The sequence below is a fragment of the Puniceispirillum sp. (SeqCode) genome, from assembly GCF_965657105.1.
Taxonomy (GTDB): domain Bacteria; phylum Pseudomonadota; class Alphaproteobacteria; order Puniceispirillales; family Puniceispirillaceae; genus Puniceispirillum.
In genome coordinates this window covers 1-12,701 of record NZ_CBFHNB010000005.1, presented here as the reverse complement: position 1 = coordinate 12,701, position 12,701 = coordinate 1, and the positions used below count along the sequence as shown (strand labels likewise).

Sequence of the window (12,701 nt, the reverse complement as noted above, 5' to 3'; positions counted from 1 at the left end):
TCTCCGATTGATTGACTTGGCCTAGCGAACAGGGCAAAAAGAGGTCTGTGCTTTACCTAAAGGTGACTCTATGAGCGGCGATTATAAATTCGATACTTTGAGCTTGCATGCCGGACATGTACCCGATGAAACACATGGGTCACGTGCTGTGCCGATTCATCAGACTACATCCTATGTTTTCAAAGATAGTGATCATGCAGCCGCGCTATATAATATGGAAATTGGCGGCCATCTCTATAGTCGCATTTCCAACCCGACTGTTGCTGTTCTTGAACAACGTGTTGCCGCCCTTGACGGGGCTGTTGCTGCCACCGCGACGGCTTCTGGCATGGCGGCGCTTTCAACAGCTTTGCTGACCATTTGTTCGCAAGGCGATCACATTGTGTCATCATCACGCATGTATGGTGCAAATATCAATCTGATGGAAAACACGCTACCGCGTTTTGGCATCACCACCAGCTTTGTTGATCCCTGCGACCCCGACGCCATAAAAGCCGCTATTCAGGAAAATACCAAACTGATTTTTGGCGAGGTCATAGGCAATCCGGGTCTCGATATCATGGATGTCGAAAAAGTCGCCAAGGTTGCCGATGAAGCCGGTATTCCGCTAATCCTTGACTGTACTTTCAATACGCCTTGGCTTTTAAAACCAATTGATCTTGGTGCCAGTATCATCATTCACTCATTGACAAAATGGATGGGCGGTCACGGCATTGCAATTGGCGGTATTGTCGTTGATGCAGGTAATTTTGACTGGGGACGCAACGATAAATTTCCGACTATCGCTGGCCCACATTATTCAATGAACGGCATTAATTTCTATGAAGAATTCGGCCCTGCCGCCTTTACCGCACGATTCCGCGCCGAAGGGATGTACAATCTGGGGCCAAGCCTGTCACCAACCAATGCCTTTCATATTCTCCAAGGTCTGGAAACCTTGCCGTTACGCATGCAACGGCATATGGAAAATACGGACAAAATGCTCGCGTTTCTTAGCGATCACGATGGTGTGGCATGGGTGCGCCACCCTAATCTGCCCGATCATCCAGGGCATGAACTTGCCAAGAAAATGTTGCCGCGTGGCGCAGGCTCGATCATTGTTTTCGGTCTGAAAGGGGGACGCGAAGCAGGACGCGCCTTTATCGAGTCAGTCGATCTAGCATCACATCTGGCAAATGTTGGCGATGCCAAAACCCTAGTGATCCATCCAGCCAGCACGACACATTCGCATATTTCCGCCGAAGCCATGATCGAAGGCGGTTTGTCAGATGATATGATTCGCCTGTCGGTGGGGCTGGAAGACATAGACGATATTATTGCCGACTTCAAACAAGGGCTGAAGGCGGCTAGCCGTGCGGTCAAAGCCTGATCTGCCAGCATAGCGGGGATAACTATGAAACATAATCTGCATGGCATACAAATCCATCTTGCAACTGGCGGACGTGATTTTGATCCGGCTGGCGATGTGCTTGTCATGTTGCATGGAAGCGGACAGAATCATTTAAGCTGGATTTTACAAAGCCGTCATTTTGCCCATCAAGGCTATAGCGTGTTAGTGCCCGATTTCCCCGGACATGGCCTATCTGAAGGCGCGCCTCTTGAAACAATTGAAGATATGGCCGCTTGGCTTATCGATTTGCTTGACAGTCTCGGCGTCAAAACTGCCCGTGTGGTTGGGCATTCGCAAGGCTGCCTTGTCACAATCGAAGCAGCTGCCAGCCAGCCTGACCGCATCACGCATCTGGTTCTGATTGCTGGCGCCATGGCCATTCCGGTCAATGATGTTTTGTTAGACATGTCTGATAAAGCGCTGGAAAAAGCCATTGCCATGCTGACAAGCTTTGGGCATGGCCCCGAGGCGCATAAATATGACCACTCACTGCCAGGGCATTCTTTTATTGGCTTTGGAGAGCGGTTGATGGCGATAAATAACCGCGCGGCGTTAAAAGCCGATTTCACCGCCTGCAATAATTATAGTCATGGCACCGCCGCCGCCGCATCGATCCGTCAGCCAACCTTATGCCTGCTTGCCCAGAAAGACCGAAACACACCATTAAAGTTCGGTAAAATGATGGCCGAAGCTATCCAGGATTCTACCCTTGAGATCATTAATAATGCTGGTCATATGTTACCTGTTGAACGCCCGCTTGCGGTGAACGCCGCCATGCGTAATTTCCTTGGGAACCGGTGAATGGATTACATGGCAAATACCTGCCGAAGATAAAGGTTTAAGTTATGACACAATCTGATTTTTCCAAAATTGCTGTTATTGGTGCTGGCACCATGGGAAGTGGCATAGCCGCCCAGATCGCTAATGCCGGACATGATGTTTTGTTACTTGATCTTGATGCCCACAACCCGGGCGACAAAACCCCGGCTGAAATGGCTATAGATCGTTTGCTGGCATCAGACCCGCCGCAATTGATGGATAAGAAATTCACCAACCGTATAAGCACCGGCACGATTGATGGCGATCTTGAAAAACTAGCTGATTATGACTGGGTAATCGAAGCTGTGGTCGAACGGCTTGATATCAAGAAAGCTTTATATAAACGGCTTGATGATATTGTTCCGGCACATTGCATTATCAGTTCGAACACATCAACAATTCCGATCCGGCTTCTTGTCGAAGATATGCCAATCGCTTTTAAAAAACGGTTTGCGATTACACATTATTTCAACCCAGTACGGTATATGCGCCTGCTCGAGTTGGTGCGCGGCAGTGAAACCGAAGCCCGTATTATTGAAAAACTGGCTGATTTCAATGACCGTGTTCTGGGCAAAGGTGTTGTCCGCTGTGCGGATACACCCGGCTTTTTAGGCAACCGTGTTGGCGTGTTTGCGCTACAAGTTGGTATTGACGAAGCTTTCAAATGCGGCTTGTCGGTCGAAGATGCTGACGCCTTGATGGGGCGCCCCATGGGTATTCCCAAAACGGGTGTGTTTGGCCTTTATGATCTTATCGGCATTGATCTTATGGTTGATGTGGTTGCATCACTTGCGAGCATCCTGCCAGAAAATGATGCCTTTCATGCCGTTGGGGGCAAAAACCCCATGATTGATGCGATGATTGCCAATGGCTATACCGGAGACAAAGGCAAAGGTGGTTTTTACGTCACCGATGATGATGAAAATATATTTGTCAGGCCACTTGGTGGTGCCGAATTGCTTCCGCTAAAGCCGGTGAAAACAACCTTACCAGAATCAGCAAGCAAAGCGGCCGAAGCCACCGCACAACGTGCTGAGCCTTTGGATATGATCCTAGCTGGTGATGACATAAATGCGCGGTTCTGTCGCCGTGTTCTGGGACGGGTACTTGCCTATGCGGCCAGCCTTATCCCTGCTGTCACAAATAACCCGCAAGATATCGACGATGCTATGAAGCTGGGCTTTAACTGGATCCGTGGGCCATTTGAATTGATCGACGCTATTGGATATGAGCGCATGCAATCATTAATGTCGGAAGCTGGTGTCACAGTTCCTGAGGTTTTAAAAACTGAAAGCCCATTCTACCAGTTACAGGGCAGTAGCCTGATGGTGCGCGACGCTGCCAAAAAATATAATCCGGTCATGTTGCCGACAGGCGTCATACGGTTTCATATGACGCGCAGATCGATGACGCCCATTATAAGCAATAATTCTGCCAGCCTTTTTGTTCTTGATGGCTTTGCACAAAGCGTCAACGATCTAAGGCTTATCGAATTTCATTCAAAGGCAAATGCGCTGAATGATGAATCCATGGAAATTGTAGCTGCCGCCACCAAGGATCATGGCAGTGGTATAATCGTCCATAATGACGCTCAGCATTTTTCGGCTGGTGTTGATCTGAACGCGTTTCGCGCCTTTATAGAAGCCGAAGACTGGGACGGTATAGATAAATTTCTGGCACGATTCCAAGACGCTGTTTGCGCGCTGAAATATACGCCTGTGCCTGTTATCGGTGCGCCATCAGGCTTGGCCGTTGGTGGTGGTTTTGAGGTGCTAGCACATTGTGACAAATTAGCAGTTCATTCAAATTCGGTGCTTGGCCTTGTTGAGGCTGGTGTTGGTGTTGTACCTGGCGGTGGTGGTATCAAGGAAACTTTTTTACGGTGGCAAGCCGCTGGTAAAAATGTTGATGATGCCGCTTGGAAAACATGGATGAATATCGGCTATGGTGCCACCGGTTCGTCGCCTAACCTATCGGCTAAAATGCAGTATTTCCGCCCAGATCATGACGAAGCGGTTATGAACCGAGACAGGCTGTTGACCAAAGCAATAAGCATGATTGGCAAAATGCAGGATAGTTACCGCGCACCCGATATACCATCGTCAAAACTGGCGGACGCCAATTTGGCTGATAAGATGGCTGGCTTTATGCAGGAAGGTATCGATCGGGGCGATTTCATGCCGCATGACAAGACAGTCGCCATGGCGATTGCCAGTGTTATGTTGCAACGCGCCGGTGATGGTGGTGAAATTGACGAACAGGGGCTTTATGATCGCGAGCGGGAAGCCTTTATCACTTTGGCCAAGACTAAAGAAACCTATATCCGCATTTCCTCAATGCTTGATAATGGCTCACCTGTCAGAAATTAAAGCCAGTTAACGTCCATTTTGGCAAGCGCGTCAGGCCCATTCATCATTTTGCTGGCCAATTTTGCAACCTCGGGCAAGCTATAGGCCATATAGGCCGCAGCGCTTGCCTGTTTGGCTTTCATGAAGTCGGGGTTGCCAGCTTGTTCGGCTTCGGCTTTTACTGCCGCCGCTGCTGCACGTGCCATTTGCCAGCCCCCCGTCAGATAGCCAATAAGCATGATAAAATCGACACCTGCGGCGGCGGCATCACGCGGATTATTAGCTCGTGCCAGCAATGATTCCAGCGCCTGCCGGCCTGTATCAACAGCCTGTTTGACCTGATCCGCTAAAGCCATTGTGTTGTCATTTTGGGTGCTGATAATCGCATTCATATCAGCATCAATATCGGCAAACAGGCTGGTCACAGCCGCGCCCCCATCTCGCAGGGTTTTACGAAAAACAAGATCATTGGCTTGGATCGCCGTAGTGCCTTCATAAATTGGGAGAATACGGGCATCACGATAATGCTGGGCAACGCCGGTTTCCTCGATGAATCCCATGCCACCATGAATTTGAACAGCATCCGATGTTAGTGCCTGTGACCGCTCGGTCATCCAGCCCTTAATCACTGGGATCAGCAGGCTTGCGCGCTCATGCCAGAACGCCGCGTTATCCGTGCCATGCGATTTATCCAGACAGGCACCACCCACCACCATCAAGGCGCGCATCGCTTCAATCTCGGCTTTCATAATGGTCAGTATGCGCAAGACATCCGGATGATGAACAATGCTGTCACCTTTATTGCCCGCTATTGGTGTGCCTTGCACACGATCATGTGCATAATGCACAGCCTGTTGATAGGCGCGCTCGGAAATAGCAACGCCTTGCATACCAACGGCAAAGCGGGCGTTATTCATCATCAGGAACATATATTCCAGACCCTTATTTTCTTCGCCAATCAGATAGCCAACCGCACCACCATTGTCACCATATTGCAAAACCGCAGTCGGTGATGCCTTAATGCCCAGCTTTTTCTCAATCGAAACGCAGAAAACATCATTCGCCTCACCCAAAGAACCATCGGTATTGACCAAGATTTTAGGCACCGCAAACAGCGAAATGCCCTTGACCCCATCCGGGGCATCAGGCGTCCGCGCCAGCACAAGATGGATGATATTCTTGCTCATATCATGCTGGCCATAGGTGATATATATCTTCTGACCCTTAATCAGATAATGGTCATCATTAGGGATCGCCATTGTGCGCAAAGCACCAAGGTCGGTGCCAGCTTGTGGTTCGGTCAAATTCATCGTGCCTGACCATTCACCGCTAATCAGATTGGGAAGGAACGTGGCTTTTTGTTCAGGGCTGGCAACCTGTTCCAACGCGTCAATCGCCCCTTGCGTAAGCAAATGGCAAAGCGCAAAGCTCATATTGGCGCTATTCCACATTTCACTGACCACTGACCCCAGACACAAGGGCAAGCCTTGTCCACCATAGTCGGGATCCGCTTCGAACCCGATCCATCCACCTGTCGCTAGAGCCTGCCACGCCGCGCCAAACCCGTCTGGTAGAGATACCGAACCATCGTCATTACGCATAGCGCCCATAACATCACCATCGTGATTTAGCGGGGCAATAATATCACCGGCAACTTTACCGGCTTCTTCGAGCACAGCCTCGACCAGATCATCCGAGACCATATCCATACCAGGCAGTGCGGCGATATCATCAATACCAACCAGATGCGCAAGGGCAAATTTCATGTCATCGACAGGGGCTTTATACATAGGTCACTCACAATCAACAAAGCGGGGCATGTTCATTAACAATCTATAAGATGACTGATAATAAACTTCTCCCTTTGGCATTACAACGACACAAACCGTGGCTCGATGTCACGTCTGCCAACTATAATAGCACATTAAATTCGCTTCGGATTTTAGCATCAAGCGCGTCTGGAATATGCGTCGGGTTAAAGCTAGCAAGAATTTCATCCTTGCGCTTGCTTGCTACCTCGACGAGGTTTGGCTTGCCAAGTTCTTCCCATTCCTTTGGGCTCGACCGGTCGGCTATTGCTGGATAAACATATTCCGTCTGCATCAGGCCTATCGTCTGGTCATGCCCCAGATAATGCCCTGCGCCACCCATACAGACATCTTTCATCACAGCAACACCCAACGTCGCTTCATTGACTTCGACGCCACGCACACAGCGCAGACATTGCCCGATCATGTCATTATCGATGATCAGACTTTCCAGACAAAAGCCAAGTAATGACGCATGCATACCTGCCGCTTCATAGACCATATTCAGCCCTGATAGGCCTGCCATAACCAACGTGCTGCCTTTTTCGTAGCCTGATTGTGCATCTGGCATTTTGGCATCAGCCATCCCCGATGCAGCACCACCAGGCAGATCGAAATGCTGTAGCATCTGCGAACAGGCGGCGGTCAAAAGCCCTTGTTCGCCTGATCCTCCCGACATCGCACCAGTGCGCAAATCAGACACAAATGGCCAGGTGCCAACGATACAGGGATGCCCCGGCACCATCGCATTGACATAGACCAGACCAGCAATCACTTCGGCAAGCGCTTGAGCCACAGCGCCTGCAATACTGGCCGGTGCTGTCGCCCCAGCCTGACCTGCCGATAATAGCAATACTGGCATACCTGCATGAACCGCTTCTTCCATCACCAGACAGGACTCGGTCGCAAACCGCAACGGTGGCACGACAAAACAGTTACTGTTAGACACAAATGGCCGTGCACGCCATTTATCTTCACCGCCTGCAACCATATGCAGCATGTCAATTACTGGCCGCATGAATGGCGCTTCGGTAAAGCTACAGCCTACATGCTTTGTAGTACCCTTTATCGCGGCATAGACAGTGTTAAAATCGAGATCAGCCGGATCGGGAATATCGCGTGCCACCATCGGACGCTGAAAGAAATGAATATTATCCATTTGCTCGACTATGCGCGCGGCGTCATAGATATCGGCTAGATATGACTCACGATAGCAATTATTCTGCACATCAACGACATGAACAGCGGCGCCAGCAGTGCCAAAATGCACGCGTGATCCCGATAACAGCAAGTCATGCTTTTCATCCTGTCCATGGATCGTGATATGTCGGGCGGCTTTGGCAAGCGTATCTTCGACAAGCGCCCGCGGAAAGCGGACACGACCATCGTCACCCGCGATAGCCCCTGCATCAGTCATATATTTCACACCGCTTTCAGGTGCCTGACTTAGACCAATTTCGTCAAGTATCTGATAAACGGTATCTTCAATTGCTTTGACTGAAGCCTCGCTTAAAGGTTTGAAGGTGCCTCCAGACAGGCCTGGGCGAACTGGGCGTAATTCGTCTGCCAGCGGTGCGGCTCGAACCGAGCGACGCGCCTCACGACCGCCGCTTCGGCGGGTGGAATGTGGAATAGGTCTATTCTGCCGCATCGTTTCTTCCTTTCTGTCTGTCTATCTATCTGAATGTCTTTCGGCTATAAGCGCACTTGTTCAGCTTTCGGGTCATACATCGGTTTAAAGCTGACATCAGCGTCAATCATCTGGCCAGCAACATCGATTTGATAATGTGATTGCAACTGGGACTCAGCCGTTTCGCCAGCATCAGCGCACCCGACATAACCAAGGCCAATCGCCCCGCCAAGATGGTGCCCGTAATTTCCACTGGTTAAAAAGCCAACAATCTCGCCATCACGCAAAATCGCTTCATTATGATATAAAAGCGGGTCTGGATCTTTCAGGCGGAATTGCATCAATCGCTGATCCAGCCCGTCATTGCGTTTTGCCTTCACCGCATCAGCCCCAATCATACCGCCAAATTTTGACGCTGGTTTGGTTTCCTTAACAGCAAAGCCAAGTCCCGCTTCAAGCACATGATCCTCATTCGAAATATCATGCCCAAAATGCCGGAATGCCTTTTCTATCCGGCAACTATCCAGCGCATGAAGACCACATAGCTGTAAGGGGTGATCTTGGGCGCGTGCCATGATTGCATCAAACACATGATTCGACATATCCGCCGAAACATATAACTCCCAGCCAAGCTCGCCCACATAGGTCACGCGATGCGCGCGGGCAATGCCATGTCCAATCTCAATATCCTGCATCGTGCCAAAGGCAAAATCATCATTCGCAAGGCTTTGTGGGATCAAGGGTTGCAGAAAATCACGTGCTTCAGGGCCCATGACAACAAGGACAGACTCAGAAACCGTCACATCAATCGCAATCGCATGTGCAGTATCGGGGATATGTCCATTAATCCAGTGCAGATCACGCCGCACTGTTGCGGCTGGCGTTACAATCAAAAATTCATCCGATGTTAGTCGGGTAATCGTAACATCAGCCTCTATATGGCCAGCTTCATTGAGAAATTGTGTATAGACAATCTTACCTGGTGCAACCGCCACATCATTTGCCGCAATAGTCTGCAAAACAGCCTCGGCATCCTTGCCAATGACTTTGATTTTGCCAAAGCTCGACATATCAAACATGCCGACTTTTTCACGAACAGCTTTGTGTTCGCTGGCACTATAATCAAACCAGTTTTGGCGCTTCCAGCTATATTCATAAGCTGGGACTGTACCTTTGGCGATTTCCGATGACGGCAAGAACCAATTCGCGCGTTCCCATCCACTTGTTTCACCAAAACAAGCACCTGCCGCCTTCAGCCGGTCATGAACAGGTGATTGGCGAACATCGCGGGCACTTTCAACCTGCCTATAGGGAAAATGGTCGGCATATAACAGGCCAAGCGTTTCCGAAACCCGGGTTTTAAGATAGCTGCGGTTTGCCTGAAACGGCATCATCCGGCGGATATCAACATCCCACAAATCCATCGGGGCATTGCCTGTATCCATCCATTCAGCCAGCGCCATGCCGGCACCACCTGCGGACTGGATGCCCACCGAATTAAACCCGGCCGCGACAAAGAAATTCTTCACCTCAGGTGCCTCACCTAAAATATAGCGATCATCTGGGGTAAAACTTTCTGGCCCATTAAAAAAGGTCTGGATACCTGCCGTTGCCAAGGCTGGCAACCGTTCCACAGCACGCTCTAAAATAGGTTCGAAATGGTCAAAATCTTCGGGCAATGAGTCAAATTCAAAATCCTCAGGGATGCCATTCATACCCCATGGTTTTGAATTTGGTTCAAAGGCACCAAGCAACATTTTGCCAGCATCTTCCTTATAATAGGCGCACTCGTCTGGCACCCGAAGAACTGGCAGATTCGGCGTTAGCCCTTCAATCGCCTCGGTCACAATATAAAAATGCTCACAGGCATGAAGTGGTACAGCAACACCTGCCATTGCGCCAATTTCGCGCGCCCACATGCCACCTGCATTAACCACATAATCAGCCGTGATCGGCCCTTCATTCGTCATCACGCCAGTCACGCATCCCTCAGATTGGTCAATGGCCGTTACCTTGACACCCTGAATGATCTTGACGCCAAAATTACGCGCACCTTTGGCTAATGCTTGCGTAATATTGACTGGATCGGCTTGCCCATCCTTTGGCAACCATACGCCCCCAACAACATTATCCAGCGACAGCCCCGGATAGCGTTTGCTGACATCATCGGGCAGAATCTCATCGACTTCGACACCAAAGGCACGCGCCATGGCCGCCGAACGTCTCAGCTCTTCCATCCGTTCATCTGTCAGGGCAACAGTGATTGATCCATTCCGCTTAAAGCCGGTCGCAACGCCGGTTTCCTGTTCCAGATCAAAATAAAGTTCCTGCGAATATTTCGCCAGACGGGTCATATTCTGGGTCGCGCGAAGCTGGGCGATCAGACCTGCGGCATGCCATGTTGTGCCACAGGTCAGCTGTTTGCGTTCAAGCAGAACCACATCTTTCCAACCAAGCTTGCCAAGATGATACGCGATCGAACAACCGATGACACCGCCACCGATAATGACAGCACGTGCGTGGGACGGAATGGCCATGACTACCCCTTTAACTTTGCATTGCTTGAATCATACAGAACATGGCCATCGACAATATGCGCATGGCGGATCCGGCCTAGCACATCAACCGCAACCGTTGCCCCATCAACCAGCGCGTCTGCATCAATGACCGCCATAGCTATCGATGCCCCTACCCGATGACCGTAACCCGCCGATATAACCAGACCAGCAGCTTCGCCATTGACCAGAACCGTACTTAGATAGACCGCCTCTCCAAAAGGCGCGCCATCAGCTGGATCATCAACAGTCAAAGTTACAAAGCACCGTTTTGCGCCTGCCTGATGCTCGGCCATCAATGCCGCCTTGCCGGTAAAGTCGTCTTTGCTGAAATTCACCCAGCGTTCGAGACCACTTTCCAACATCGTATAATCCGAAGTTAGATCGGCCTTCCATGACCTATAGCCTTTTTCAAGCCGCATCGAATCTAATGCCAACATGCCGAAATGCCCAAGTTGATGCGCATCACCCTGTGCGATAATGGCGTCATAAACGGTAACAACATCTTGCATTGGGCAATGTAGTTCCCATCCAGCTTCACCAGCAAAAGATACACGGATAGCCGTGGTTTCAACCCCAGCGATCGTAACTTTTTGATGCGTCAGCCACGGAAACGCGGCTGACGCCACATCTATAGCAACCACATCAGCAAGCAAAGCAGGTGCTTTTGGCCCCGTGACAAGCAAGGTGGCAAAATCGCGCGTTAAATCGCTGATGGAAATCGCCCCCCCTGCTGGCAGGGCAAAGGACAGCAAATCGAAATCATGCCAATATGCCCCAGCACCTGTCATCAGCATGAATTCATCATCGCCAAGACAGGTTGCGGTCATTTCGCTAAGCACGCGCCCCTTTGGCGAGGCAAAATAAATCAGGCCAATCCGTCCGGGCTTTGGTAGATTGCCCGTAATCAGCGATGATAACCAATTCCGCGTGCCTTCACCTTTGATCATATAACGCGAAAATCCGGTTAGTTCGAGAATGCCTGCATGTTCTGCAACATGGCGGCATTCGGCACCAACGGTGTCGAACCAGGCTTGACGATCATAGCTATCTGCAGGACGCCTCTCATCACCTGCTTTTGGGAACCAATCCGCACGTTCCCACCCACCATAGGCGCCAAATTCGGCACCTGCAGCTTCGAGCCGTTCATAAAGCGGACTCACCTTTGCCTTACGACCAGCTGGCCACTGAATTTGCGGAAAATGCATAGCATATTCATGGCTATAGGTTTCAATGGCCTTAGCCGCCGTATAAGCCGTATCGACATGATCGGTAAAGCGGCGCGGGTCAACCGCCCAGCTATCGGTTTCAGCCTCGCCTTCGACAATAATATCCGCCAGTAATTTACCCGCGCCACCGCCCTGCACAATGCCAAAGGTAAATACACAAGCTTCAAAAGCGTTGGGCACACCTGGCATCTGGCCGATAAGCGGCAAACCGTCAGGCGTATAGGGAATCGGGCCATTGACTACGCGGGTTATTCCACCACTGCCCAGAATCGGCACACGTTCACAGGCATCCTCAATATACCATTCCAGCCGGTCAAGGTCATCATTATATAGCTGGAAAGAGAAATCATCCGGCATCGGATCATCGTCGGTCAGCCAATGAGCACGGCAATTTTTTTCATAGGGCCCAAGCAATAATCCGTCTTTTTCCTGACGCAGATAATACGAGCTGTCCGGATCGCGCAGCAATGGTAACTTGCTGTCGCGTGCGGTCAGTTCGGGAATGGCTTCGGTAATCAGATATTGATGCGCCAGCGATACACAGGGCACATCACGGCCAAACATCTTGCCAAGCTCATTGGCACGATAACCCGCCGCATTGACAACGAATTCAGCCTGAATATCACCTTGCGACGTTGAAATAGTCCATTCACCCTTGTCCCATTTGACACCGGTTACTGGACAGAAACGAATAATGGTCGCACCTAGATCACGCGCGCCCTTGGCCAATGCCTGCGTTAATTGCGCTGGATCAATATCGCCATCATAGGGATCCCACTGGCCACCATATAGATCATGCGTTTCAAGAAACGGATAGACATCCTGCATGTCCTTATTCGACATTTCCTGTAATTCGACACCCATCTGCCGCCCCATACGCTCAACATGGCGGAACTCTTCCATGCGCTGGCGACTATGGGCA

The 12,701-nt window shown here is 50.4% G+C and carries 7 protein-coding genes; 3 read left to right on the top strand and 4 right to left on the bottom strand.

Annotated elements, in window-relative coordinates; translation table 11 throughout:
* Positions 1 to 70 precede the first annotated feature (70 nt).
* From ACTF7Q_RS01450 to ACTF7Q_RS01440, 3 genes are read left to right on the top strand one after another with little or no spacing between them, the layout of a single operon-like run.
* A complete protein-coding gene (locus ACTF7Q_RS01450; protein WP_438996074.1) occupies positions 71 to 1,369 on the top strand; it encodes an O-acetylhomoserine aminocarboxypropyltransferase in 1,299 nt (432 codons plus the stop codon).
* A gap of 24 nt (positions 1,370 to 1,393) precedes the next feature.
* A complete protein-coding gene (locus tag ACTF7Q_RS01445) occupies positions 1,394 to 2,191 on the top strand; it encodes an alpha/beta fold hydrolase (RefSeq protein WP_438996073.1) in 798 nt (265 codons plus the stop codon).
* Positions 2,192 to 2,235: 44 nt separating this feature from the next.
* Positions 2,236 to 4,578, top strand: coding sequence for a 3-hydroxyacyl-CoA dehydrogenase NAD-binding domain-containing protein (locus ACTF7Q_RS01440; RefSeq protein ID WP_438996072.1), 2,343 nt, complete (start codon positions 2,236 to 2,238; stop codon positions 4,576 to 4,578).
* Here the strand turns inward: ACTF7Q_RS01440 and ACTF7Q_RS01435 are convergent.
* The 4 genes from ACTF7Q_RS01435 to ACTF7Q_RS01420 all read right to left on the bottom strand — a co-directional run.
* The gene (locus ACTF7Q_RS01435) at positions 4,575 to 6,347 is read right to left on the bottom strand and encodes an acyl-CoA dehydrogenase (RefSeq protein WP_438996071.1); all 1,773 of its coding nucleotides are present in this window, start codon (positions 6,345 to 6,347) and stop codon (positions 4,575 to 4,577) included. The two genes, ACTF7Q_RS01440 and ACTF7Q_RS01435, sit on opposite strands and share 4 nt — an antisense overlap.
* Positions 6,348 to 6,468: 121 nt before the next feature.
* A complete protein-coding gene (locus ACTF7Q_RS01430; RefSeq protein ID WP_438996070.1) occupies positions 6,469 to 8,016 on the bottom strand; it encodes a trimethylamine methyltransferase family protein in 1,548 nt (515 codons plus the stop codon).
* A 44-nt stretch (positions 8,017 to 8,060) separates the two neighbouring features.
* Positions 8,061 to 10,532, bottom strand: a complete 2,472-nt coding sequence (locus tag ACTF7Q_RS01425; protein ID WP_438996069.1) for a GcvT family protein — start codon at positions 10,530 to 10,532, stop codon at positions 8,061 to 8,063.
* Positions 10,533 to 10,534: 2 nt separating this feature from the next.
* Positions 10,535 to 12,701 (bottom strand): GcvT family protein (locus ACTF7Q_RS01420; RefSeq protein WP_438996068.1); only part of this gene is annotated, 2,167 nt, incomplete at its 5' end.

Excerpts from the sequence above, each read along its gene's own strand:
- ACTF7Q_RS01450 (WP_438996074.1), top strand. The coding sequence starts at position 71 with ATGAGCGGCGATTATAAATTCGATACTTTGAGCTTGCATGCCGGACAT.
- ACTF7Q_RS01445 (WP_438996073.1), top strand. The coding sequence starts at position 1,394 with ATGAAACATAATCTGCATGGCATACAAATCCATCTTGCAACTGGCGGA.
- ACTF7Q_RS01440 (WP_438996072.1), top strand. The coding sequence starts at position 2,236 with ATGACACAATCTGATTTTTCCAAAATTGCTGTTATTGGTGCTGGCACC.
- ACTF7Q_RS01435 (WP_438996071.1), bottom strand. The coding sequence starts at position 6,347 with ATGTATAAAGCCCCTGTCGATGACATGAAATTTGCCCTTGCGCATCTG.
- ACTF7Q_RS01430 (WP_438996070.1), bottom strand. The coding sequence starts at position 8,016 with ATGCGGCAGAATAGACCTATTCCACATTCCACCCGCCGAAGCGGCGGT.
- ACTF7Q_RS01425 (WP_438996069.1), bottom strand. The coding sequence starts at position 10,532 with ATGGCCATTCCGTCCCACGCACGTGCTGTCATTATCGGTGGCGGTGTC.